The organism is Laspinema olomoucense D3b (assembly GCF_025370785.1).
In the GTDB taxonomy this organism is placed as follows: domain Bacteria; phylum Cyanobacteriota; class Cyanobacteriia; order Cyanobacteriales; family Laspinemataceae; genus Laspinema; species Laspinema olomoucense.
In genome coordinates this window covers 54,650-80,116 of record NZ_JAMXFA010000020.1, presented here as the reverse complement: position 1 = coordinate 80,116, position 25,467 = coordinate 54,650, and the positions used below count along the sequence as shown (strand labels likewise).

Annotated in this window: 16 protein-coding genes; 6 read left to right on the top strand and 10 right to left on the bottom strand. The window is 49.5% G+C overall.

From position 1 onward, the window contains the following. Window positions 1-301 precede the first annotated feature (301 nt). The gene (locus tag NG792_RS16220; RefSeq protein ID WP_261236069.1) at window positions 302-6,370 is read right to left on the bottom strand and encodes a PAS domain S-box protein; all 6,069 of its coding nucleotides are present in this window, start codon (window positions 6,368-6,370) and stop codon (window positions 302-304) included. A gap of 535 nt (window positions 6,371-6,905) precedes the next feature. Between NG792_RS16220 and NG792_RS16215 the strand changes: the two genes are divergently transcribed. Next, entirely contained in the window at window positions 6,906-7,166 is a 261-nt protein-coding gene (locus NG792_RS16215) for a CRR7 family NDH-1 assembly protein (RefSeq protein ID WP_261200586.1), read from the top strand. A 117-nt stretch (window positions 7,167-7,283) separates the two neighbouring features. Here the strand turns inward: NG792_RS16215 and NG792_RS16210 are convergent, their stop codons facing one another. Then, a complete protein-coding gene (locus NG792_RS16210; protein ID WP_261200585.1) occupies window positions 7,284-7,829 on the bottom strand; it encodes a DUF2854 domain-containing protein in 546 nt (181 codons plus the stop codon). A 467-nt stretch (window positions 7,830-8,296) separates the two neighbouring features. Here NG792_RS16210 and NG792_RS16205 point away from each other — a divergent pair, with 467 nt between their 5' ends. Beyond that, the gene (locus NG792_RS16205; protein WP_261200584.1) at window positions 8,297-8,479 is read left to right on the top strand and encodes a hypothetical protein; all 183 of its coding nucleotides are present in this window, start codon (window positions 8,297-8,299) and stop codon (window positions 8,477-8,479) included. A gap of 82 nt (window positions 8,480-8,561) precedes the next feature. On the opposite strand, the gene ppk1 is transcribed toward NG792_RS16205, so the two are convergent. The 5 genes from ppk1 to NG792_RS16180 form a co-directional block, all read right to left on the bottom strand. Further along, window positions 8,562-10,739, bottom strand: coding sequence for a polyphosphate kinase 1 (gene ppk1, locus NG792_RS16200; protein WP_261236068.1), 2,178 nt, complete (start codon window positions 10,737-10,739; stop codon window positions 8,562-8,564). A gap of 346 nt (window positions 10,740-11,085) precedes the next feature. Continuing rightward, a complete protein-coding gene (locus NG792_RS16195; protein WP_261200582.1) occupies window positions 11,086-11,685 on the bottom strand; it encodes a superoxide dismutase in 600 nt (199 codons plus the stop codon). 562 nt (window positions 11,686-12,247) lie between these two features. After that, a complete protein-coding gene (locus tag NG792_RS16190; RefSeq protein ID WP_261200581.1) occupies window positions 12,248-13,981 on the bottom strand; it encodes a diflavin flavoprotein in 1,734 nt (577 codons plus the stop codon). 444 nt (window positions 13,982-14,425) lie between these two features. Beyond that, entirely contained in the window at window positions 14,426-16,153 is a 1,728-nt protein-coding gene (locus NG792_RS16185; RefSeq protein WP_261236067.1) for a diflavin flavoprotein, read from the bottom strand. Between the two features lie 315 nt (window positions 16,154-16,468). Then, complete coding sequence (locus NG792_RS16180; RefSeq protein WP_261200579.1) at window positions 16,469-18,520, bottom strand: GAF domain-containing sensor histidine kinase; 2,052 nt, start codon at window positions 18,518-18,520, stop codon at window positions 16,469-16,471. A 241-nt stretch (window positions 18,521-18,761) separates the two neighbouring features. Between NG792_RS16180 and NG792_RS16175 the strand changes: the two genes are divergently transcribed. Next, window positions 18,762-19,589 carry a pantothenate kinase gene (locus tag NG792_RS16175; RefSeq protein ID WP_261236066.1) on the top strand — a complete coding sequence of 276 codons (828 nt, stop codon included), beginning with the start codon at window positions 18,762-18,764 and terminating at the stop codon, window positions 19,587-19,589. A gap of 20 nt (window positions 19,590-19,609) precedes the next feature. Here NG792_RS16175 and NG792_RS16170 read toward each other — a convergent pair whose 3' ends face one another. The 3 genes from NG792_RS16170 to NG792_RS16160 form a co-directional block, all read right to left on the bottom strand. Next, window positions 19,610-20,431, bottom strand: a complete 822-nt coding sequence (locus NG792_RS16170; RefSeq protein WP_261200577.1) for an alpha/beta fold hydrolase — start codon at window positions 20,429-20,431, stop codon at window positions 19,610-19,612. 134 nt (window positions 20,432-20,565) lie between these two features. Further along, window positions 20,566-21,021: an NUDIX hydrolase gene (locus NG792_RS16165; RefSeq protein ID WP_261200576.1), complete on the bottom strand. Its 456-nt coding sequence runs from the start codon at window positions 21,019-21,021 to the stop codon at window positions 20,566-20,568. A 240-nt stretch (window positions 21,022-21,261) separates the two neighbouring features. Continuing rightward, the gene (locus NG792_RS16160; protein WP_261236065.1) at window positions 21,262-21,456 is read right to left on the bottom strand and encodes a hypothetical protein; all 195 of its coding nucleotides are present in this window, start codon (window positions 21,454-21,456) and stop codon (window positions 21,262-21,264) included. 507 nt (window positions 21,457-21,963) lie between these two features. Here NG792_RS16160 and NG792_RS16155 point away from each other — a divergent pair. The 3 genes from NG792_RS16155 (at window position 21,964) to NG792_RS16145 (ending at window position 25,457) form a co-directional block, all read left to right on the top strand. Continuing rightward, window positions 21,964-22,131 carry a hypothetical protein gene (locus NG792_RS16155; protein WP_015151665.1) on the top strand — a complete coding sequence of 56 codons (168 nt, stop codon included), beginning with the start codon at window positions 21,964-21,966 and terminating at the stop codon, window positions 22,129-22,131. A gap of 282 nt (window positions 22,132-22,413) precedes the next feature. Next, complete coding sequence (locus tag NG792_RS16150; protein WP_261200574.1) at window positions 22,414-22,554, top strand: hypothetical protein; 141 nt, start codon at window positions 22,414-22,416, stop codon at window positions 22,552-22,554. A gap of 749 nt (window positions 22,555-23,303) precedes the next feature. Continuing rightward, window positions 23,304-25,457: a WD40 repeat domain-containing protein gene (locus tag NG792_RS16145; RefSeq protein WP_261200573.1), complete on the top strand. Its 2,154-nt coding sequence runs from the start codon at window positions 23,304-23,306 to the stop codon at window positions 25,455-25,457. Window positions 25,458-25,467 lie beyond the last annotated feature (10 nt).

Below are 25,467 nucleotides of genomic sequence, written 5' to 3'. Positions count from 1 at the left end.
GTTCCCCCTGCACATATTCAGTTCCACACACTGGACATTTAGATCCACCCAATCTCACCCTATCCATGCTTTCTATCCGCCAGAAATTCGCTCACCCATATCGGCATCTATTGTTATGCTAATGGTTTCCCATGCCTTTAGCCTAGAACCTCGGTATCGCCTTCAATCGATACAGGGCTTACGGCTCACACAGATGTAAGATGGACATGGCCAAGCCCGGGCTACATTTAAAGTTTTAAACCGGGACTGGCGTTAGTGATCAGATAGGGCAGTTACGAGGTTGCTCCTCAACCCCAGTTTTTTATGGCTTCAACTCACCTTGTAAAGCTGGCTTGAGGCGTTCGTACTCCAAGTAAATCGCTCGCACCAGTGCCAATGCCTCTGGGGGTAAGAGCGTTCCCTCTTCGGAACTGGTTCGTCCGAGCTTTTCTAGCTGCTTACTCAATTGCGCCAACGGTTTTGCGCCGAGGGTGGCACTGGTTGATTTTAAAGTGTGAGCCGCGCGATGGAGGGTGGGAGCATCTTGTTTCTGCACAGAAGTTTCTAGGGTTTCTAACAAATCTGGTAAGTCCTTTAAATAACTCTCAACCACTTCAATAAACGCTTCTGGCTCATCTTCACCGACCATCTCTCGTAAGTTTTGCAATGCTTTGGCATCGATGGGAGGTTCAGGAATTGAGTGAGGAAATGAAGAATTAGACATGGGAGATGGGGGGGATGGGGGAGATGGGGGAGAGACAGACTCTGGGGGAAAGGATACATCCGTGGTTGGTGGCACAGGTAAGGATTCAGAATACAGATGACATCCAGCCAGTGCCTGGGCGAGGGCTTCTAGGCGAATGGGTTTGCTGATGTAATCATCCATTCCTGCTTGCAGACAGATTTCGCGATCGCCTTGCATAGCATTAGCCGTCATGGCAATAATCCAAGGGCGTCCCATTGGGGAAACATCCCGGCGTTGACTCCATTCTAAGCAGATGCGACGAGTGGCTTCTAAACCATCCATTTCAGGCATTTGCACATCCATGAGGATGACATCGTAGCTTTGACGATTCAGAGCGGCGATCGCCTCCAATCCGTTACCAGCGACATCGGCACGATATCCCATCCGTTCTAAAATCCGCAACGCCACCTTTTGGTTAACCACATTATCTTCGGCTAACAGAATCTTCAGGGGGCGATCGCTCTTTAGAGGAGTTGGCTGACGGGGGAAAGAGGGAGCGCGACGGCCCTTGGGATCCTTCCCGTGGGATTGCCGTGACAAAATCCCAATCAAAATATCGAACAGTTGAGATTGTTTGATCGGCTTACTCAAAAACGCTGCAAAATCGATTCCGGAAACTTCCCGAGAAACGGGTTGCCAACCCAGAGAGGTCAACATGACCAAGGGTAAGCGATCGCCATCGGGGATCTGACGAATCGCCGTTGCTAGGGCTATCCCATCCATATCCGGCATCTGCATATCCAAAATAGCCAGGTCAAACCGGGTATCCGAATTCTGCAACTGCGCCAACCCTTCAGGACCCGAAGCTGCGGCATAAGGAATCATTCCCCAGGATTGGGCTTGGCGGGTGAGAATCAGGCGATTTGTGGCATTATCATCCACAATCAGTAAATGCTTGCCCGTGAGTTGAGGAACTTCATCTTCTGGACTCACCGAGGCGAACTCCGAAGTGGCTGCCGCCTGAATTGTAAAATGGAACGTCGAACCCACGCCGATTTGACTTTCCACCCACATCGTACCGCCCATCAGTTCGCTCAGGCGCTTGGCGATCGCCAAACCCAAACCTGTACCCCCATATTTGCGCGTTGTGGAAGAATCCACCTGAGAAAACGACTTAAACAGGCGATCGAGGCGATCGGGAGGAATCCCCACCCCGGTATCTTTCACAGAGAAGTGAATTTGATAAATCCCCCCCCGAGTTCCCGTTTCTATCCGGTTCCCCAAGGGGGCATCCTGCACCAGGGTCGCATTCACCGAAATGATCGTCTCCCCTTCTTCTGTGAATTTGACCGCATTACTGAGTAGATTCACCAAGATTTGGCGTAGGCGGGTGACATCGCCGATGATGCCCTCGGGGGTTTGGGGACTGAACAAATAGGCCAGTTCTAGCTGTTTTTCTGCCGCTTTAGAGGCCACCAAGTCCAGACATTCCTCAACGCAGGTTCGCAGATTAAACGGATGTTCCTCTAGGTCCATCTTCCCGGACTCTATCTTAGAGAAGTCTAGGATATCGTTAATAATCGTTAGCAATCCGTCGCCACTGGTGCGAATGGTTTCCACAAACTCGCGCTGATCTGCATTCAAGGGCGTATCTAACAGTAACCCGGTCATCCCGATCACGGCATTCATCGGGGTGCGGATTTCGTGGCTCATGGTGGCGAGGAATTCGCTCTTGGCGCGGTTCGCCGCTTCGGCTGCTTCCCGCGCTTGCAAAGCTGCTTGGCTTTTGAGGGCGACTTCCTGACGGGCGAGGGTTTCTTGTTCCAGGAGTCGGGCTTGAGCTAGGGCAATCCCCACTTGTTCGGCGACGGCTTCACATAACTCAATTTCCTCGCGAGTCCAGCGCCGGAAGCGATCGCACTGATGCATCCCAATCACCCCATTAGGTATCCCCTGATAGGAAGTTCGCACCGCTAACATGGACTTGACTCCGATGTGCCGACACATCGCCTCCGCTCCTTTGAGCAGGGGTTCCTTATAGACATCATCGGAGACCAGCACCGTATCGAAGGCTACCAGTTGTTCTGCATGAGGATTCCCTGCTACCGGCACCTCAAAGTTCATCATGGATTGAGCACCAGGCTCTAAATACTCCGCCACTAAGGGCATTTTCGGTGGGTCCGTGGGGATGTAACTATGAATCAAACAGCGATTTACTCCAAAAGCCTGACCAATTTGGGTGGCCGTGGTTTGAAAAATCTTCTGACTGTCTAAACTTTGGCGGATTTCTCGCGTTATTTGGCCCAGGAGCAGACTGCGATGCAGTTGCTGTTGCAGGGCTATTTGAGCCTGATTCCGCTCGATCTCACCGCCGATCCATTGGGCCATCAGTTTCAACAAGTTTTGATCCACGGATTTAAACGGTTGAGTCCGACGCTGGAACGAGGAGAAGCTCAGACAGCCGTAAACTTCGCCAGAGACCATCACTCGCACTCCGAGATAGGCTTCTAATCCGCGCATTTTATAGGCGGGATGCTCCAGCCACTCGGAGTCACTGGCGGATGGGATGCAGACTGGCTCAGATTCCCGGATGGCAAGGGAGCAATAGGTGAGTTCTAATTTAAAGGCATCCCCTTGGGTCAAGGGAATTAAGGCATTAGGAGGTAATTGCAGGGCGATCGCCTCGATGGTAGAAGCGCGCTCCATCCCGTCTCGACTCTCCTTGGGGCTGTCCAAACGGCCTACCATCCCTATTTCCAGGCCAAACCGCCGACATCCCATCTCTAACATTCGCGATAGTCTGGTGTCAAAGTCCAGACTGCGATCGGCTGTGACGGAATACAGCGCCCGAATCGCTGCCTCACTCTCTTTCAGGGAGGCAATTAATTGAGTCTTTTCCCATTCGGCCTGTTTACGGAAGGTAATATCATTGAGGGTGCCACTAATCCCGGTCAACTCTCCCGCCTCATTCCGACTTCCTCGGGCAAAAACCTCAATCCAACGGTAGTCTCCCGCTTGGGTGCGGTATCGCATCTCATCTTGACAGTTCTGCTGTTCTCCAGAACTGAGTGCTTCTAAATATTGGGAAAATGGCGGGACGTCGGGTTCATAAATGTAACTCAACCAAGAAGTGCCGATGCTCTGGTCAATCTCAAATCCGGTAATTTCCTCCCAAGCTGGATTGAGAAAGGTGAAGTAACCCTGAGCATCGGTCTGGAAAATTACCTCTTTGATGTTATCCACCACGGAGCGATATTTTTCCTCACTCTGGCGCAGGGCTTCTGCTGCTTCAAACCGTTCTGTAATATCCTGAACCATGCCTACGGCAAATTTAGAATTGCCATTGGCATCCCGAATGATGGAAGTCGTCAGATCAACCCAGATTCGAGAGCCATCCTTGCAAATATAGCGCTTCTGGATTTCGTAGCTGGGACGCTCTCCGGCTACCACCGCCTGAAAGAGGGGAAGTTCTTTCTGTAAATCTTCCAGATGGGTGAAGTCAGAAAAGCTCATGGTAGAGAGTTCGGCGGCGGAGTAGCCCAGCATTTTCTCAAAGGCGGGATTGCTTTTTAAAATCCGTCCCTCGTCTAAAGTCCCTAGGACGATGCCAATTCCTGCTCCTTCAAAGACGATCTGAAGTTGAGCGGCGCTTTCAGCAAGGGCTTCTTCGGCTTCTTTTCGTTGAGTGATGTCATGGGCGACACAGTAGAGTAATCCTTGTTCGCGGAAGGGGGTGGTGTTCCAGCGTACCCACCGATAGGAGCCATCTTTACAGCGATAGCGGTTTTCAAAACCCAGGGCGTCCAGGTTCAAGTTGCTCAGTTTTGCCGTTTCTGCTAGGGTGGCGGCGCGATCGTCGGGATGGACGAATTCGATAAAGGGCTGAGAAAACAGTTCTTCGTCGGTGTACCCGAGGATTTTGCCCCAGGCGGGGTTGAGGAGTTTAAAATACCCATCAAATCCGGCGATACAGAGCATATCCAGGGAGAGGGTGAAGAAGCGATCGCGTTCCTGTTCGGCGTTTTTGCGATCGGTGATATCCTGGGCGACGACCATCACGGAGTCGATGGGGCTGGTTTCGGTTCGCACGGGTACGGTGTGGGTGCGATACCACCGCCCATTCCAGGGCATTTCTTGGATGACTGAGGTGGAGTTTCCGTCGATCGCCTGAATACTCTGCTCTAAGAGGGTTCGGGCTTCTAATGAAAAAACCTCACTTAGGGTTTTACCTTCTACGAATGCTTTAGAAAGACCGGCAGCCTCTAAACCGGCTCCTTCTGCGAGTAAAAACCGTTGATTTCGGTCTAAAAGGAAGACGACACCCTGGGGAAAGTTACGGGTGAGAGTGCGATAGAGTTCTTCACTTTGACGCAGGGCTTCTTGCGATCGCACCTGTTCTGTCCGGTCCGTCGCCACCCCGATGACGCCGCTCACGTTGCCGCTTTCATCCCAAATTGGGGTCAATTTATGTTCATAAATTAATCCATTGCAATTGCCGATCCAGTTTTCTTCTTTCCCGTTAAATACCTGCTGGATCTGCTGGAGGATACTCGGCTGCTCGGCGTAACCCTCGAAAATGGATGCACCGATCGCTGTTTCTTGCTTCACTCCTAAGGATGGCAGGTTTTTTCCTTCCACTAGGGTAATTCTGCCTTGGCGATCGGTGGCATAGAGAATCACCGGCGCTTGTTGCACCAGGGTTTGTAGGTGGGATGTACTCTCGCGCAGTGCTACTTCTATGCGTTGGCGTTCCTTAATTTCTCCGCGCAATTCTTCGTTGGCGGTTTGCCATTGTTCGGTTCGTTCGGCAACCCGTCTTTCTAGTTCCACATTGAGCGATCGCAGGGCGATTTCCTGCTGCTTGCGATCGGTAATATCCTCGATCATCAACAGGCTTAAGCTCGCTTTCCCCTCGTATGATACAATCTCGGAAACTAGCACTTGAGCGGTCCGTATTTCTCGATCTTTCCGAAGGTAATTCTGTTCTTGTGCATAGGTCCTCTTGGCCCCTATCTCTTGTCCTCCGGGGATTTCCCCCGGCCCTTGCAGGGGTTGGGGATCTGAGATCAAGTCGCTCCAACTCATCGCGCTTAGTTCCTCTGCGCTATATCCCAGCATCTGTTGTAGTGCTAGATTGGTTTGGGTGATGCCGCCCGAGGGGGTCACCAGAGCAATTCCCATCCGCGATCGCTCAACGACGGTTCTCAACAGGGCTTCGTTTTCCCGCAAGGCTGTTTCCGCCTGCTGCCGTTCTGTTATTTCTGTCTGTAGTTGCTGGTTGGCTCGTTCTAACTGCTCTGGGGACTGCAATGCCAAGGCTTGGGGAATTAGGGGGACCAGTAAAAGCGCTGTGGCGAGGGAGATTCCGGCGGTGAGCGCTTTGATTCCTCCCGATAGCCAATAATCCGAATACCAGAGCGTCCAGATTTCCATTAAATGGCTGGTCCCACAGGAGATGATAAATGCCCCAAACAGAAGAAAAATCCAACTAAAGGGCAGGTCCTTGCGATTGCGGATAAAATATAGCAGGGTTAGCGCAATGGCAAAATAGGAAAGGGCGATCAGGGCGTCGGAACCAACATGAAGCCCCACTAGCCCGGGATTCCACAAGTAACAATGCCCGTGAGGGATAAATGAGAGGAACCTCTCCCCGGACAGATGGGCGATCGCTCTGTTTGTGAACAATTCTAAAACTTGGCTCGGCATTTATCCCCCTTTTCCATTGTCTCACGCTCCATTTCTGTCTCTCGTTCCCTTGTCTTTGACTTTCTATTGATTGAATGGCTTTCCCTTGAGCTGACCTGTTTTTATTTCTTTAAAATAGGGAGCAACGGGTAAAATCCGGTGAGCGGCCTTCTCCATTTTTTTGGGATAAAATGGAAGAATCTCCGATAGAACCCTGATACAATTGTTTTCTAATTTTAGCGAAATTCTAAAAGTTTTAAGCCAGCCCAGGCGGATTCTTTGTTAAAGCTTAAGATTGCCGCAGGGGGCGCAGATGCCCTAGGGATTCGTGCCTCTGAGGGAAATGATCCCGCTATTGCCGGTCCCTCGTCTGCCCTGGCGATCGCCCCCCAGGGCGCGAATGGTGCGTTAGAATGGTGCATTAGTCCCCCCAGGAAGAGGCTTTTGAGACTTTCCCTAGAGGGCCTGACCGCTCCTCCCCTTGGTCGCGCCCCTGAAGTTGCCTCGATACCCCCAATCAGTCAAAATTATCCAAACAAGTTATCCCAATAAAACGATGCCTAACTCCTTAATGTATCAAGACGAAACTCATTTTGTCGTTTTAGAATGCAATCAACCGGAACAATTACTAACCGCTGATGAATTGCTCGGCAAGCTCAAAGTAATTTTAGGCGATCGCCAGGATAATTTGCCTCGGGATTTGCAAAAGTTTCCCACTATCGATGCCCAAGCTCAATATCTTTTGGAAACAAGCTGCGAATTTGATTTAGGACCGGGAGAATATTTTCAATGGTATGTAGTCCGCCTGGAAAAGTAAATCCGCTTACCCAGTTTTAATGGATTTTATAGATTTTTTAAAGGTAATTTAAAGGGACAAAAGACGGGGTAAAATCCCCGTCTGTCTGCTGGATTTACTCGCGGATTAAATCCAGGCTCAGTTTTGAGCAATTAGAGCCACCTCAATGTGATTTTTGCCCGGATTCTTGACTTGAACAGAGATGCCAGGGCCAAAAAACTTTTCGATTTTTTCTTGCTTTTGCTGCCAAATTTCCAAGGGAAATTGAGGGGAATCAAATTCTAAGATTAAAGCATAACAACCCTGGCAATTCTCTTCTCGAATCCCCACGAGAACGGGTCGGGCTTCATCGGAGGGATTCAGACCAAACCGTTCCAGGGAATCATCCAGATGAGCATCTTGACCATAGCGATAGCGGGTGATATCTTTGCGAATTTGATTTTGGATTTGAGTGGCCTGTTTTTCTCGCAATTCTAAGATATCCGGGGAGGTCGGCTGCGTGAAAGGGACGGGCTTAAGTTCGGCGGCTTTCAGGGCCAAGCCACCGAGTAACAAGGGAATGCCATAAAAGAATCCTGCCAAATTTAAGGTGGCGTAGTCGTTAAAGTAAGCGTAGAAGCCCACGATGGTGATCAGACTGCCCAGGGATAAACCCAAGGTTCCCAAAGAAAGTTTAGCTAACATGATAGTGAGTGAATGAACGATCGCGCAGGAATGGAAAGTTCTATTGTCCCCTGTTGGCGATCGCACTACAACGATCGCCCCGGTAGTTTTCAGGCCAATGGTGGTTACCCTTGTTAATCTTTGTTAAAATGGGTCGGGTTCAAGAACCCCGGACCCGTCTGATCCTGGGATAAGAGGGAAAAACTGCGATCTCTTTGTCAAGGGAGGCGATCGCGGATCTAGGGTATCGGTATTGTCTTGAATAAGTAGGGCGCTTACCGGGTTTGTGGCCCTAATTGGTTGCTAATTGCTACAGATGAGCTAAACAAACCCGGTTTGTCTTCCCCATCCCATACCGACACCCAAGGCTGATCTATTAAGCTTGACAAATGGCTGATTTTATAATAGAGAAAGCTGCCGGATCTAAACCGGATCGGCATCAACAAAACTGTTTACAGTGATATTAGCAAAAACAAAGGGAAGGCAGAATGGACGAACAAAAACTCAGAGAACGGGTTAGTGCGATCGCAGACAAACGGGAAACCCTCGTGCGTCTGTTAGAACAACCCAACTTAGGAACCCTCAGAATTGATGTAAATCAGGCGATCGAAGAACTGGACGATTTGCTGGATGAATTCAACCGCACCTTTAGCGATCGCCCGATCTCCTAAACCGGGTCGAAACCCCAACCGCCCCTCACCCCTGCGGTCAAGGGGCGGAGTTTTTGCACCCCTCCCCCGGAATGGAATTCCCTCACCCTTGTTGCAGGGCCATTTCCATCAAAATATTTTGAGAACTTTGAGCGATCGCATCATTCTTTCCCCGCCGTTGCAGGTAACTCCCATCCGGCTGCAACTCCCATGCTTGGCGATTATCTGCTAACATAATCCCCAGAATTTCCTGGAGGTCTTTTGCCAAATCCGGGTCTTGCACCGGGGTTACCGCCTCCACCCGCCGATTCAGGTTCCGAGGCATCCAATCTGCACTGCCAATGTACACCTCCTCCGCCCCATCATTGTAAAAATAAAAAATCCGGGAATGCTCTAAAAACCTCCCCACAATACTCAACACCCGGATATTTTCACTGACATTCGGCACCCCCGGACGCAAACAGCAAATCCCCCGCACAATTAAATCAATTTGCACCCCCGCCCTTGAAGCTTCATAGAGCTTGATAATCATTTTGGGATCTACCAAGGCATTCATTTTTAACACAATTCGCCCCGTTTTTCCCTGCTTGGCATTGTCAATTTCCCGCTGCACTAAGGCGGTCATCCGTTCCCTCATATTCACCGGCGCAACTAACAAGCTACGATAGGACCGCTGGCGAGAATACCCGGTCAAATAATTAAACAAATCTGTTAAATCTGCTCCTACATCTTCCCGGCAGGTAATTAACCCCAAATCCGTATAAAGTCGGGCCGTCTTGGGATTATAATTCCCCGTTCCAATATGAGCATAACGACGGATGCCATCGGCTTCCCGACGCACCACCATCGCCACTTTAGTATGAGTTTTTAGTCCCACTAACCCATAAACCACATGAACGCCTACTTTTTCTAACTTGCGCGCCCAAGAAATATTATTTTCCTCATCAAAACGAGCTTTCAGTTCCACCAATACCGCTACCTGTTTGCCGTTTTCTGCGGCTGCAATTAAGGCATTCACAATCGGTGAATCCCCAGAGGTGCGGTAGAGGGTCATTTTAATCGCTAATACCGCTGGATCGTATGCCGCCTGAGTAATAAATCGCTGTACGGTTGCACTAAAGGAATGATAGGGATGATGGATGAGTAAATCTCGCGATCGGATCAAAGCAAATAGATCCTCTGTCTCTTCCATCTCCTCCAGATTCGGTTCGGAGGGCAGTTCTCCGAGACGACGGAAGGAGGCGGGAGTCACGGGATTCCACGCCGGATATTTAAGTTCGGGAAGGGGCAAATCCATCAACCCCATTAAGTCTACTAACCCGAGTAATCCCTCTACTTCATAAACTTCATGAGGAACTAAACCCAATTCTTCCCGCAGCATTTCACGGACGGATAAGGGAATATCCGATTGGACTTCCATTCGCACTACGGAACCGCCGACTCGTCGCTTGCGAATTTCTTGTTCGATCGCCAGGAGTAAATCATCCGCTTCATCTTCTTCTAGGGCAATATCTGCGTTCCGAGTGACGCGAAATGGATGATATTCCAAAATATTCATCCCCGGAAATAGAAACTCTAAATTATGGGCAATTACCTGTTCTAAAGGTGTAAAGGTCCAGGTTTTTCTGTGTCCTTCCCCATGACTGCTGCTGGAGTCGCGGGGCGCTTCGGGAATGGGAACAAATCGGGGTAAAACTTTGGGGACTTTCACCCGGGCAAAAAATTCTTCCTCGGTTTCGGGGTCTTTGATGACAACTGCTAGATTCAAACTGCGGTTAGAAATATAGGGAAAGGGATGGCCCGGATCGACAGCTAAGGGGGTGAGAACCGGGAAAATTTCTTGTTCAAAATACTGTTGCAGGTAGGTCCGCTGTTCTTGGTTGAGATCCATATAATCGAGGATCTGGATACCGTAAGCAATCAGTTGGGGACGCAGGAGTTTTTCAAAATGCCGATGTTGTTCGGCAACCATTGGATGTAGGCGATCGCCCACTTGATGCAATTGTTGTTGAGGGGTGCGTCCATCGGGAGTCAGGGAGGATACTCCCGCTTCAACCTGCTGTTTTAGTCCGGCAATCCGCACCATGAAATATTCATCTAAATTAGCACTGAAAATTGCTAAAAATTTCAGCCGTTCTAGCAACGGCGTCCGAGGGTCAAAGGCTTCCTGTAAAACTCGATAATTAAATTCAACCCAACTTAATTCTCGGCTGAAGTAATATTGCTGATCTTTTAAGTTAATTTCCGGTGTTGTTTCTTGGGGTTTCTTCGTCGTTGTCATAATTCTGACCTGATGGAACAATAAATGGAGTTCATCGGTAAATACACTCTATAGCCTGACCCTGACTTCGATCGCATCGGGGTCCACAGCAGGAGGTCGGATGGATTCCTTGTCCGCCGGGAACAGGGGCGGAAAATGCTGGAAAAATGCCTAATGTTCGAGGTGGGCTTGAAGCAGGTGTGGTTTGGATGGGTAGATATATTGTGCCCAGGATGAGGTCATGATGCCACGGAATGGGCAAATCCACGACAAAAAGCAGTCACGATCGCCTCGTGACTGCCTAGGATGAACCCTTTAGCAAGGGCGATCGCCCTTACTGAGTGACTCAATTTTATTTAACCGGAGATTAAGCGTTTTTCATTTGGTCGGCGACAAAATCCCAGTTGATTAAGCTGCTGATGAAGGTTTCAATGTAATCCGGACGCTTGTTTTGGTAGTCCAGGTAATAGGCGTGTTCCCAAACATCAATGGTCAACAGGGGAGTGAGTCCCATTGCCAGGGGATTTTCGGCATTGCTGGTTTTGACCACTTTCAGGCTGCTTTTATCCAACACTAACCAGGCCCAACCGCTACCAAACTGGGTGGCTGCTGCGGTTTTGAATTCTTCTTTAAATTTATCGAAACTGCCAAAGTCAGCGGCAATCTTGTCGGCGAGTTCTCCACTGGGTTGACCCCCGCCACTGGGTTTGATGCAGTTCCAGTAGAAGGTGTGGTTCCACGCTTGGGCGGCATTATTAAAGATTCCAGCTTTAGAGGCATCATTGTAGGTGGCTTTGATCACCTCTTCAATGGATTTGCTCTCCATGTCCGTGCCTTTCACCATGTTGTTGTAGTTGTTGACGTAGGCTGCATGGTGTTTGTCGTGGTGGAACTCCAGGGTGCTCTTGGACACATGGGGTTCAAGGGCTGTGTACTCAAACGGCAAAGGGGGCAGTTCGTAAGTCATGGTTTTATCCTCTCTCGAAGTGTTCTTATGGGTTGCGCCCAGAAAGCGCTTTCTGTCGGCAGGCGTCAACAGCATGGCACCAGCAACCTATTCCGGTGTCTGGGGCAATGCTACTGTGGGTCAGCTTAGGCTAAGGTTCGCCGGTAGGCGATCGCCACATTACGAAAGGATTCTATATCAAAAGTCGGACCCGATCCAACTCCGAGATAAAAATCTACCAGAAGAGGGAGAAAACTGGATCCATTCTGCGCCCCCAGAGGTTTTTTACGCTTAACTGCACCTCCGGTCCCCTCCCCTTGGCAAGGGGAGGGTTAGGGTGGGGTTCTTATTGGGCGATCGCCACCTTACGCACTCTCATGACGCGATTCCCTACGGGATAGCTCCGCTTACCGCGCCTGTATTTAGGCTGGTCCAACCTCTTTCTTTGTGACGTGGCTTGCGTCACGTCAGGAGGACCCTCTACCCACTCATTCTTCCTGACGTGGAGATCGCCACATCACCGCCAACACCCCACCCTAACCCTCCCCTTGGCAAGGGGAGGGGACCGGAGTTGGGGAGGGGTTTAATAATAACTCCCGGTTTTCCGATAATGAACTGCTGTTACCCCTTCGGTATCCAGCACTTTGCCATTTTCCACCGTGGCATAAACCACCCAATGATCTCCACATTCCATGCGGTTTTGCACCACACATTCCAGATAAGCGAGTCCATCTTTTAAAATCGGACAACCGTTAGCGGCATCAATCGTTTCTAACCCCTCAAATCGGTCTTCTCCGGGGGCAAATCGTTTCATGAAATGCTTGCGTAATTGTTTCCCCTCGGCTAAGATATTCAACACAAATTTATCCCCGGTATGGGTGAGAGATTCCAAGGCCCGGTCTTTGGCGACGGCAAGGGTTAAACCGGGCGGATTAAATGAGCCTTGGGAAACCCAAGAGGCTAACATTCCACTAATTACATCCCCCCGTTTGGCGGAAACCACGCATAAAGACCCGACAATTCGCCCGACGGCTTGGGCAGTGCGATCGCTGGTTACACCTGTATTCAAGGAAGATTTTGCGGTCCGTCGTTTCTGCGATCGCTTCAAATTTTGGGCGAAATCTAGGGCGGCTTCTTCACAGGCTTGCAAGGTCACATCCGTGGGTTTAAACTTCACCCGAATCGGGTCAAAGCCAAACTGATACCCCGCATCCGTTAACTTACTTTCCAATAGGTCGATCGCTTCTCCACTCCACCCAAATGACCCAAACACTCCGGCTAATTTACTGGTAGATGCAGTTTTCAAAATAATCCCCAAAGCCGTTTGAATTTGGGTTGGTGCATGACCCCCCAGGGTGGGAGATCCAATAATAAATCCATCACATTTTTCCACAGCCGCCTGAATTTCCGACGGTTCTGCTTGTTCACAATTCAGAAATTCTACTGCTATTCCCGCTTTGGTTAACCCTTTGGCGATCGCCTGTCCCACGATCGCCGTATTCCCATAAGCTGAAGCATAAACTAAAGCCACGGTCAAATCCTGAGACTTCTGCAAATTACTCCAGGACCGATACAATTCCGTCAGTTCTTTCTTGCCATACAAAACTAACGGTCCATGACCCGGGGCATACAATTTCACCTCGGGTAATTCTGCTATTTTATCCAATGCCGACAGCACCTGTTTTGCCTGGGGTGCGTGTAAGCAATCATAATAAAACCTTCGGTCTTCACTATAAATTGCCCAACCTTCATCAAAAATTTGGTCTCCACAAACATGAGCACCAAAGAATTTATCGGTAAACAGAATTTTTGTTTTAGGGTCGTAAGTTAACAGTTCATCGGGCCATTTAGGAGTGGGAGTCGCAATGAATTGTAATTGATGTCCCTGACCTAAATCTAAGGTATCTTCCCCTCGGACAACCAAAATATTTAAGTTTTCGGTTTCCAAGAATTGACGTAAGGCGATCGCCCCTGGATTGGTACAAACAAATTGCAGTTGCGGTGCAAGACTCCAGAGGGTTTTAATCGTCTCCCCCCGATTGGCATTAAAATGACCCAGAATGACATAATCAATCTGGGACAGCTTAATTCGCGCCTGGAGTGACTCTAAATAATTTTTAGTAAAGGATTCCCCGGGTGGGTCGATTAAGGCAATTTTATCCCCTTGAATTAAAAAGGAGTTGGCGGTGGTGCCTTTGGCCAGGGAATATTCTACCTCAAATTTCAGGCGGTCCCAAGTGCGCGATCGCATAACTCGGGTCTCTTCGGCAATCAGGACCACCTGAACATCACGTTGTTTAGTCGTTGTTTCTATCATCAGTGAGGAATGCGCTAAGACAGTTTACTTAAAACAAATACACTCATCCCTCATTATCTAACCCTTGTGCAGATATGAGGAATCAATTGGCTTTCCTTGCTCATTTCCCCGGATAAGGTCTTGCCATAGGAGTGCTTAGAAACCGGGCTTCTTCACCCAATCTTTGTCACTGAACCGTAAATTCTTGACAGCAACCCGGTTTCTAGTCCCCTCAATCTAATACCAAATCCGGCTATCAAAAGTCATTTTTCTCCAATAGCCTGCCCAGGCTTCATCTGTGTAGTCCCACCAGGCATGGGTGCAGGTTTCTATCCAATAGCCTGGGAAGGCAGGTTTCATCTGTGTAGCCCCACCAGGCATGGGTGCGGGTTTTTATAGACCTTTGAAAACCGGATTCCGTATAATTGAGCAACCCCCTAGGGAAAAATGAGCAATGGCATCGGTCTAATAATGATTGCCGACTTTGCGATGGTGGATCGCCGGTAAGGCATCGGGATTGGAGACTCGGCCATTGTCTACCTGGCTATACACGATCCAGTGATCAGCACATTCCATACGACTGATGACTTGACATTCCAGATAGGCGAGGGCTTCACTGAGAATCGGACTGCCGTTGTTCGCCGGTTGGGTTTTGACTCCGGCAAAGCGATCGGCCCCCGGGGGGAAGCGCTTCAGGAAATGTCTCATCAGTCCTTGATAGTTGTCTTCATCGAGGACATTGAGCACGAAGGTATCGCCGACGTGCATCAGGGCTTCGATCGCCCGGTCTTTGGCAACGGCAATGGTAATCCCCAGGGGTTCAAAACTGGCTTGAGTCACCCAGGAAGCTAACATGGCACTACTCACATCCCCTTTCTGGGCGGTGAGGATATACAATCCCCCGCTAATCCGCCCCAAGGCTTTATCCAGTTCACTATCTAAGGATTTCATCTGTTTGATAGCCTTTTTCAGGGTCAGCAACTGTCCCATGTCAGTTCCAGCTTCATCGCACAGTTGATAGGTGGCTTCCGTGGGGTTTTCCTTGACGATAATATTGGGAAATCCCTGTTTTAGCCCGAGTGCTTGGAATTTAACGGCGAGGGGATAGATGGATTGGTCGTTACCCCCACCGGATTCAAAGAGTCCGATGGTCTGTTTGTTATTGGCTGCCACTAAAATGGTGCCGATCGCCGCTTCTGCATTCTCTGAACCCGGTCCCGTTAATGGCGGTGCACCCAGGGCGATTCCCGAGGCGATACTCACCAGTTCCCGCACTTCCTGGGGTTCTGCCGATCGCAAATCCATCATTTCCACGTTGACGCCGGTTTTGGTAATCCCGTGGGCCACTGCTTGGGAGAGGCGATCGCTATAGCCGTAATCGGAAAAATAAAACACGGCAACGGTGGTTTCTGCCTTAGCTTGCTCCTGACTCCACTGTTTGTATCGTCCGGTGAGTTCGCCGATATTATACCGCAGTAAGGGTCCGTGCCCGGTGGCGATCGTGCTAATTTTTTCCACTTCCGGCATCCGCTTCATGGCACTCAAAACCGATCGCGCATTGGGGGCCATCAAACATTCGTAATAAAAGTGATAATCCGCTTCAATTTCACTTAAGTTTTCATCGAAGGTTTTATCAGAACAGTAGTGCATTCCAAAGGCATCGCAGGTAAACAGAATCTGCGTTTTGGCGTCATAGGTAAAAATTGTATCCGGCCAGTGCAAATTCGGGGCATTGAAAAATTCTAGAACGTGACCGTTACCTAAATCTAGGGTATCCCCATTTTTGACAATTAAACGTTTAAAGGGTTGATGAACTAAGTCTTCTAAAAACTGAATGGCAACTTTGGCGCCCACAATGGTGATATCTGGGGCAAGCTCTAATACATCTTTAACTAATCCACTATGATCCGGTTCGGTGTGACTGATGATCAGGTAATCGATTTGAGTCGGGTCGATTTCCTGGCGCAGGGTCTGCAAATAGGACTCGCGAAATTTGGCATGAGAGGTATCCACCAAGGCAGTCTGACTCCCCCGAATCAGAAAGGAATTATAAGTGGTCCCGTTTTGCAGGCCAAATTCGATATCGAACCGATCGCGGTCCCAATCCAAACAGCGAATTGTCCGAGTTTCGGTGGCGATTTCCCCCGTTGCGATCGTCAGTCTCGGTTGTACTCTGTCGGTCACGGCTACCATTGAGTGGCCTCCTTTGCTTGTCGATGTTAGGGTTTGCTTACTCTTTATATTGTTACATATTTTAATGATTAGTTTTCATCGAAAAATATATGGTAATCATAAGCCTTACCAATAAACGATTCTCTCCCGGGAACCCCTGTGTTATCATTAAAGATTAAGTTCCTAGAGCAAAGGCCAGGGGTTGCTTGCTCTAGGAATATTAGACTTTTTGCTAAATTCCCAAAAGCCCCCCTTAATAAGGGGGGAAAGGGGGATCTCTCCAGTATTTTGCAAGCGGTCTATTGACGACTTGCGGGATGGAGGTGGGGAATAGGTTTATTTCTCTTCCATCATTTTGAGCGGCAGTTCTACAATAAACTCTGTCCCCTCTCCTTCGCTGATGCAGCGAATTTTTCCCTTATGACCTTTAACGATAATTTGATAGCACAGAGATAGACCTAACCCTGTGCCTTGGCCCACAGGTTTTGTGGTAAAAAAGGGATTGAAAATTTGGTTTTGAATCTGTGCAGAAATTCCCGGACCATTATCTTTAATGGAAATGCTCACCCAGTTGGGATAGGGTTCGCAAATTGAGAGGGTGAGTTCACCTTCTGTCCCTGGATTGGAGGCGATCGCATCTAATGCATTATCAATTAAGTTAAAAAACACTTGATTAATCTGGGCCGGATGACATTCCACTCGGGCTTTAGTATGATAATGTTTATGAATTTTTAACTCCGGGGAAAATCGATGTTGCAACATCGATAAACTGCTTTCTAAACCTTCACTGAGATTCACAGGTTTAACCCCTGCTTCATCTAACCGGGAAAAGTTCCGTAAGTTTTGGACAATTTTGCGAATGCGATCGCTTCCTTGCTGCATCGAAGAAATGAGGTTCGGCGAATCAGACCGGATATAGTCCAAATCCACCTCTTCATTCAATTCTTCGATTTCCAGAGGAATTTCTGAGGCCGCACTTTCGTAAATATCAATCGCTTTTTTCAAAGCTTCCACATATTCATGGACGTAGAATAAATTGGCATGAATAAAGTTATTTGCATTGTTAATTTCGTGGGCAACTCCCGCTACCAACTGTCCCAAACTGGATAATTTTTCGCTTTGAATGAGTTGTTGCTGGGTCGCTTTGAGTTCTTGTAAAGTCCGCTCTAATTGTTCAGCCTGGGCTTGATATTGGGTGGCAGAATCTTGAACTTGTTGATATAATTCTGCTTGTGAGATGGCAATTGCCATTTGATGCCCTAATTGTTCGAGGAGGTCGATTTCTCCTTGGGTCCAATGGCGGGTCGAATGACATTCATGAGCAATCAACAACCCCCAAAGATGACCGGGCATATTAATGGGAACGATTAAATTAGCCTTAACTTCCAGTCGGGCCAAAAAGTCTACATGACAGGTATTTAATCCCGCCTGATGAATATCATTGATGGCCCGAACTCGCCCTTGTTTATAGAGTTCAGCATGGTCAGTTTTAAAACAATTATCCGCCACAATCCCACCAAAAATCGAAGGCCAAGGCACATTAAGGTCTTCAACTACAATTTCACCGGCCCAGTTTTCTAGGAATCGGTAAATCACCACCCGGTCAGTATTTAGGAGTTCCCGGACTCCCTGGACTGCGGTTTTTAAAACCGTATTCAGGTCCAATGTACTGCGAATTTGGTTCGTAATCAGGCGCAGTAAAGATTCTCGTTGCGCTGCCGCACGGGTGGCACTGTACAATTGAGCTTGATTAATGGCGATCGCCAGTTGAGAGGCAACCCCTTCTAACAGGTCTTGTTCCCACTGCGACCACTCCCGTTCGCGATCGCACTGATGCAATCCAATAATGCCATTGACTTTCCCCTGGTAAGAGGTGGCGATCGCCAGCATGGACTTAATTCTGAGTTCCTGCACCAGTTGCAACGTTTCTTTCCCCAACCCAGGAAACTCTAAAAATTGCGTCACCGCTAAGGGTTCTGTCTGCGACATCAACTGATGCAAGTGGGGATTATCCGCCAATGGTACTCGCGTCCCCAGTTGGCTGGTGTAATCATCCGTCTTATACTCTCCTCGGGTAATTAACCAGTCCCCCACTCCCGATTCGTTGACTAAAATGCTGACTCGACTACAGTTGAACGTTTCCCCTAACAAATGACAGGCAGCTTGGAGCACTTCATCTAAATCTAGGGTACTGCGAACCTTGTTATTGATCTCGTTGAGCAATCGAGATCGCTCAATTTCCCTCTGGAGTTCCCAAGGATGTAAATTTTGTATCTCCATACTTTCTTTGTAAGTGTCGGTCACCTCATGGATAGACCGACGGGCTTGCGGGATTGATAAATCAGGCTTCGGCCATTTACAGTCGGGGGCTTGTTGTTTTATATACATAAATTTTTATCTCAGGGGACCAACCTAAACCGATGACGCAGATGCCGGTGTTCTTTATCCTGCTATCTTAACAAATTTTTATAAAAAATTAAGGTTATTTTATAATTCTCGGTGAAATAAATTCAAAAAATTTGCTATAATATCTCAGAAAATTCTAAGAACTTCAATCGATTCATCTCTATTTGATTATAAGCAACTCTAAGCGGACGTAAAAATCAGGGGAATGCAGGGCCACCCTAACATGAGCAACAGTGCAACCGAATCGGGACGCGATGCCCGCAACTGGCTGGCCTTAAGCATTGGAAATTCCCGACTACACTGGGCTTGGTTTCAGGGCGAGGTCTGTAAACAGGTGTGGCACAGCCCTCATTTAGACTCGGCTGCTGGGGAAAAGCTGATTCATGGCTGGAACCGGGGTGAGTTGTGGTGTGCGGGTCTGGAGTCTCCCGGTCCGCCCGGAGGTGAGGCGATCGCCCCGAACCCTCCCCTGTGGATCGCCTCCGTCGTTCCCCACCAGTTAGCGCTTTGGCAGTCTTACGGGAGATTCTACCTCATTACTCTGGAGGATGTGCCCCTGTTGGGACTCTATCCCACCTTGGGAATCGATCGCGCCTTGGCCTTAGTGGGCGCAGCAAGGCAATGGGGTTGGCCGGTTTTGGTCGTGGATGCGGGAACCGCCCTCACCTTGACCGGCGCAGACCCCGAGGGCCGATTAGTCGGAGGAGCAATTCTCCCTGGGTTTGGGTTACAACTGCAATCGTTAACGGAAAAAACCGCCGCATTACCTCCGGTAACATTTCCAGCCACCTTACCCCCACGCTGGGCTTTAACCACCCCGGAGGCGATCGCCTCTGGAGTAATTTATGGGATTGGGTCCGGGGTGCGAGACTTTATCGAGGACTGGTGGCAGCGCTTTCCCACCTCTACGGTGGTGATCACCGGGGGAGGAGGGGAAATGCTCTTGAGATATCTCCAAGAGAGTGCGCCAGAGATGGCAAAACAGGCGATCGCCATGCCGGATCTAATTTTTGCTGGGATTTGCTACATCAAACAACAGCAATCGGGGTAAAGTTTACCCCTGCTTGGGGTTTAAGGCTCTATATTAGAAATAAAATCTCGAATCTGTTGGGCCACGAGATCCGGGAGTTCCTCGGGTAAATTAGACTGGCCCTCGGGAATGCGGCGTAAATTCGCATCAGCGATCGCCCGATGGTAGGTTTCTGATAAGGCAACTGCCGTTGGGGTATCGCGATCGCCGATTAAAATCAAAACCGGAATTTTCAGCCAACTCAACCGATCCTGCAACAACTCCCCTTCAATTTCACTGGTGCGACGTTGGAACAAAATCTGACAAGCTACCCCAAATTTTTGCAAGCGATCGGCATTTAACAAAGCTTGATGCATCACTTGGTGGAGGCGCAACCGTCTAGCCAAGGGAAAGAGGACCGATTGTAGCTTGCGAATCAAAGGCAATGCCTGAATCCAAAGGCGAGTCCTAAACCAGCGGTTTTTCAACCCTTCCACCTGGACTCCTTCCGGGGTCAGTAACACCAACCCAGGCACAACCTCGGGATATTTCAGGGCGTAACTCGCTGCCACCCAAGCGCCAAGAGAGTCACCAACCAGATAAACCGGGCCCGGGTTCACCGTTTCCAGAAATTCGTGTAGACACTCCACCTGGAGGGCGATCGAGTAGTGGATATTCGGCTGTTCCGATTCACCAAACCCGAGTAAATCTAAGGCAAAACAGTGATAATTGGCCCGGAGGCGCTCAATCACTGACACCCACTGAGCGCTATCGCTCCACGAACCATGCAAAAATACTAGAGTGAGTCCCTCCTGGCCGACTTCACGCCAGAACAGTTGCCCTTGGGACAGTTTGATTCGGGAATTGCGGAGCGGTAGAGTCATCCTGAGTCCTTGAAACGCATCCGTATCGAGTTAAGGGTTTATGAGGCCGGAGGAGTTGAGGATCGCCGTTGACAGAAGGAAACCCGAGGTAACTCCTCCGAGCCCCAATCAGGGTACCACGCTCCCCGACCCAATTAAGCGACCGCAGTCACACCATTGAGAAAGTCCTGTAATTGGCGATCGTGGTCATGGGACAGTTGACCCAGGGGTAGAGAATCCCGGTCAAATGCCTTGACCTCCAGGATTTCCGACGTATCATAGATTTTCATCTCCCCCTGGACCTGTGCCGCGACAACCACGCAGATCGAATGAATCCGGGGATCGCGATCGGGGGCGGAATAAATGCCCACTAAGCGACCCACTTGAGTCACTTCTAGGCCCGTTTCTTCCGTGAGTTCCCGTTTTAAGGTGTTCGGAATATCTTCTCCCCAGTCCACCATGCCTCCGGGTAGACCCCATTTACCATTATCGCGACGGCGCACCAACACGATTTGACCGTTATCTAACAGGGGAATAATGCTAATTCCGAGGACGGGATGTCGAAACACAATCCCGAGTACGGCTTGCGTAAAATGCCATAAGCGTTTCATAAATCAAATAATCCTGGATTCAACGACCACCACCCAGACTCCATCTTTCTATCCCGATCGCCTTGTTGTTTAGGCTTGATCTGACTCCCTCCCTCTGCTCCCTGAGCAAAAATCAATGTGGATCACCTCAGTGACTTGAGTCACGAGATGAACACCGGGCTAAGCCGTCCTGATTTTAACCTACAACCTGTTAGAATCATCATCGTTGATGAGTCTACAGGATTTCAATACAACAAATCCTTACTTTCCCAAGTTCAACGTCCCGACTTCAGTCGTTCCCCCCATCCTCCCCATCTCCCCCATCCTCCCCATCCTCCCCATCCTCCCCATCTCCCCCATCCTCCCCATCTCCCCCATCCTCCCCATCTCCCCCATCTCCCCCATCCTCCCCATCCTCCCCATCCCCAGAATGGGATAGCTCTTTACTGTTATCATGAATTCAGTGCTACGCCAGTTCGGTCATGCCTGAGATTGAGATTCCATAGAACTCAGCTTGCAGTCTTGGCCGAGAGCAATTCGAGAAATTGTGCGTTCCCTAGCATAAAATAGTGGATCGGATTCATCCGGAGTAGGGGGGGTAAACCGCCCCATCCAAAAGAGACTTCCGGATGATGGGCGATCGCTTGCTTTCTTTCGGGAGAAAGGTTTTCATCTCAACCCGAATTGATGGGATTGAGCCTATCCCCATCCGAAATGGGTGAGCTGGGGTTCACCCTCGGTACGAAGCTGTTCGGATATCGGGTGGGAGTGCTAACCCTTGCCCCCTGTTCAGGAATTCAGTCCCCTTGTCCTGTTTGCTCTAACTCGTGATTGTGCAATTGACAACTGTGCAATCAATGGAGCGATCGCTGGGGGGTCAGTCTGTACCTCGCGGCGATCGTCCCCTAAAGCTACCCTAGAGCCAAGAGTCATTTTTGTTGTTTATCCATGAGGTCCATAATAATGGCAAAACGTCGCAATCCTAAAAAAGAAAAAGCACAACGGAACAAAGCTTATGCGCGCCAATTCCGCAAACCGACTAATTCCGGTCGCTTTTTCAAGAACCGTAACTCTAATATGAATGGCAACCGTGACGAAAACAGCGAAAACACAGAAGGGGAAGAAAACTAACGGAATTCTCTGAGATTTAAACCTCAGTTAAGACGGAGTTTATCCCCGGATGAAGTTGGGCTAATCAAGAGAATCAAGTGCGGTTGAGTTACGGATTTTTGAGAGATTTGGGAGAGTAAAGGGGAGTCGAAGTGGAGGGTCAGTTGCCAAAGCGGTGACTGGCAACTTTGTACTCCCGGGTTATGAACCCGAAAAATCGAGCCGTTGCATGGAGAACATCCTTTAACCTCGCAACTCGACTCCCCTAGTGGGAAAAACATCGGTTCCGAGTGGGCGATCTCCATGAGATTGCCCACTACCGAATTTTTCTTCCCTCCAGAGGCGATCGCCAGCCCAGATCCAGTCTTGAACTCGCTTCCCCAGGACGGGTCAAACCAACCCTACAGCTTTGCTCAAACCGCTTCAATGCTGCCCATTCCCTAGGTTAATCAGGGACGATTCATCAGGTCTTAAATTTCTCCCGTCAGGTTATGAGAATCCCTGACAAACTCACGGAAATAAGCTCAGGGATAACCCCAGTTTACCCTAAAAGTTTTCAGCCCCAGACTAGATTACAAAACCCCCGAAGGCAGAGGAAAAAGGACCCAGACCCCTAGATAGGCCTTCATAAACTTACTGAAAAATCAAAAATTGAAGATTTTTCTTTTTCCTACCCCAAATTTGTTAAAACTTTATAAAACCTCGTTTCCCTGACTCCCGAAATTCGCTAAAACTTTATAAAAAATTGTTTCCCTGATTCCATAAATCGGATAAAATCTGAATAAAACTAACCCAAAAGAGGGGAGAAAAAAGGGGGGTATTCCGGGAAGGTGGGGAAACTTCACGGAACCCCTAAGATCTGGGGATTGGGTCGAAACTCGTGAATCCCCGGGTAAACCTGACTCCCTGCAATCGCTTTTGCTGCGGAAGAATCCCGAGGAAGGTGAGTAAACGGAGGAAGGGAGGCGATCGGGCAAATGTTTTGACCCCCTGAGTGCTTTCCTGGGACAGAGAGCCTCAATCTGTTCCGCTTTGGACTGATGAAAAAGGGTCCTATCGAGGAGTAAAGTAAAAGAAAAGCAACAGCGTTTGTCCCTTCCAGGGCTAGGGAAAAAATCGCGATAGCGAGACAGGCGCGGCGTCTGTTGTATGCAGAGAAACGGCTCATAGAGCGGCACGGAGTAAAAAAAGCAATGGCAAATCATCGAACTCAGCCAGTCCATGCTCAGGCGGCGATCGCAGATATCGAAGCAAGAATCGATACCCTTACCACGGCTGTAAAGCAGGGACCCTCGGGATTAGAGCAGGTCATCAAGGCATTAAAGGACGAATCAGAACCCGTGCAGCGGGCGGCCTATTTGCTGCTGCGAAATCGGCCCGAACTAGAGGTCCGCAAAGCCTTACAAGACTATAACCCCTATCGCTTTTTTAAGTGCATCCGCACGATGGGGGGGCATTCCAGCCGGATTTATTCTGTGGCGATTAGCCCCAATGGACGCTTAGTAGCCAGCGGCAGCAATGACAATACCATTAAACTCTGGAATCTGGAAACCGGAGAAGAACTCGGCATTCTCAGTGGACATTCCGATTGGGTGGATTCCGTCGCCTTTAGTCCCGATGGTCGTTTGCTCGCCAGTGGCAGTGGGGATGCTACGCTCAAACTCTGGACCATCAATGAGGAAAACTCTCCCAAAATAGCCTCCCTGAAACAGACCCTCACCGGCCATTCCCGGTGGGTTACGTCGGTTACCTTTAGTGCCGATAGCAAACTCCTGGTTTCCGGTTCCAAGGATAATACGATTAAACTGTGGAATCTGGAGAGTGGGGAAGAAGTTAGAACCCTAGAGGGTCATTATGACTGGGTATATTCTGTCGCCTTCAGTCCCGATGGTAAACAGTTGGTCAGTGGCGGAGACAGCACGGTTAAATTATGGAATATTGACACCGGGGAAGAATTACAAACCTTTACCGGACATCGCGACTGGGTGTATTCCGTCGCCTTTAGTCCCGATGGAGAGTGGATTGCCAGTGGGAGTGAAGATGGGACGATTAAACTGTGGAGTGTGAGTGACCCGAGGGCGATCGCCACCCTCACTGGCCATACTTCGGGAGTCAATGCGGTAACTTTCAGTCTGGAGGGACGGTTGCTGATTAGTGCCAGTGCCGATGATACGGTGCAACTGTGGAATGTAGAAACCGGCAAAATTCCCGAAAATTCCCCCTTAAAAACCCTTAGAGGACATGGAGAGTGGGTCAGTTCCCTGGCGATCGCTCCCGATGGACGCCGGTTAATCAGCGGTAGCGGCGATCGCACCCTGAAAGTCTGGAGTTTAGAAACCGGGGAAGAACTCCGCACCCTGGGAGGTGACGCCGAGTGGGTTGATTCCGTCGTTTTTACCCCCGATGGTCAAATGGTCGGCAGTGGCAGTGGTGGAGACACCGCTAAATGGAACCTGCACAGTGGCGAAGAATTGCGATCGCTCAGTGGCATCTCTAGCTGGGTCGAAGATATCGCCGTTAGTCCCGATGGCACTCGCGTCGCCAGTGGCAGTGAAGATGGACTCGTCAAAATCTGGAGTCTCAACAGTGGCGTTCTCGCTATCCTCCTCTCCGGACATTCCGAAGGCGTTTGGTCCGTCACCTTCAGTCCCGATAGCAAACTCCTCGCCTCCGGTAGCGGTGACGAAACCATCAAAATCTGGAACCTGCAAACCGGCAAAGAAATTCGCACCCTACGCGGTCATTCCTATCGCGTCGATGCCGTCGCCATGCATCCGAAGCTTCCCATTTTAGCCAGTGGGTCCGCTGATGAAACCATCAAACTCTGGAACCTCGACACCGGAGTAGAAATTAGCACCTTAGAAGGCCATTCCGATGCCGTATCCTCAGTTTTGTTCAGTCCCGATGGGGAAACTTTAGCCAGTAGCAGCATGGATGGCACCATCAAACTCTGGAATTTTCATACGGGTGAAGAACTCGGCACCCTAGAGGGTCATGGCGATGCGGTTAATTCCATCAGCTTTAGTCCCACCGGCAAAACCATCGCCAGCGGCTGTGAAGATGGCACCATCAAACTCTGGAACTTACTCACCTGTGAGGAACGCGGGACCCTTTCCGCTCATTCCGAACCCGTTAATTCCGTCGCCTTCAGTCGCGATGGCTATCAACTAGCCAGTGGCAGTGCAGACAGCACCCTCAAAATCTGGCATCTGCGGACGGGGAAAGAATTCCGGATGTTTTCAGGCCATTCTAACTGGGTCAATGCCGTCGCCTTCAGTCCCTCCAGTTCCCATTTCATCGTCAGTGGCAGCGCTGATGGGACGGTTAAAGTTTGGGGAGTGGAGTGATGGGAGTAGG

Coding starts and splice junctions, on each gene's coding strand:
- NG792_RS16220 (WP_261236069.1), bottom strand. CDS start 6,370: ATGCCGAGCCAAGTTTTAGAATTGTTCACAAACAGAGCGATCGCCCAT.
- NG792_RS16215 (WP_261200586.1), top strand. CDS start 6,906: ATGCCTAACTCCTTAATGTATCAAGACGAAACTCATTTTGTCGTTTTA.
- NG792_RS16210 (WP_261200585.1), bottom strand. CDS start 7,829: ATGTTAGCTAAACTTTCTTTGGGAACCTTGGGTTTATCCCTGGGCAGT.
- NG792_RS16205 (WP_261200584.1), top strand. CDS start 8,297: ATGGACGAACAAAAACTCAGAGAACGGGTTAGTGCGATCGCAGACAAA.
- ppk1 (WP_261236068.1), bottom strand. CDS start 10,739: ATGACAACGACGAAGAAACCCCAAGAAACAACACCGGAAATTAACTTA.
- NG792_RS16195 (WP_261200582.1), bottom strand. CDS start 11,685: ATGACTTACGAACTGCCCCCTTTGCCGTTTGAGTACACAGCCCTTGAA.
- NG792_RS16190 (WP_261200581.1), bottom strand. CDS start 13,981: ATGATAGAAACAACGACTAAACAACGTGATGTTCAGGTGGTCCTGATT.
- NG792_RS16185 (WP_261236067.1), bottom strand. CDS start 16,153: ATGGTAGCCGTGACCGACAGAGTACAACCGAGACTGACGATCGCAACG.
- NG792_RS16180 (WP_261200579.1), bottom strand. CDS start 18,520: ATGTATATAAAACAACAAGCCCCCGACTGTAAATGGCCGAAGCCTGAT.
- NG792_RS16175 (WP_261236066.1), top strand. CDS start 18,762: ATGAGCAACAGTGCAACCGAATCGGGACGCGATGCCCGCAACTGGCTG.
- NG792_RS16170 (WP_261200577.1), bottom strand. CDS start 20,431: ATGACTCTACCGCTCCGCAATTCCCGAATCAAACTGTCCCAAGGGCAA.
- NG792_RS16165 (WP_261200576.1), bottom strand. CDS start 21,021: ATGAAACGCTTATGGCATTTTACGCAAGCCGTACTCGGGATTGTGTTT.
- NG792_RS16160 (WP_261236065.1), bottom strand. CDS start 21,456: ATGATAACAGTAAAGAGCTATCCCATTCTGGGGATGGGGAGGATGGGG.
- NG792_RS16155 (WP_015151665.1), top strand. CDS start 21,964: ATGGCAAAACGTCGCAATCCTAAAAAAGAAAAAGCACAACGGAACAAA.
- NG792_RS16150 (WP_261200574.1), top strand. CDS start 22,414: ATGAGATTGCCCACTACCGAATTTTTCTTCCCTCCAGAGGCGATCGCC.
- NG792_RS16145 (WP_261200573.1), top strand. CDS start 23,304: ATGGCAAATCATCGAACTCAGCCAGTCCATGCTCAGGCGGCGATCGCA.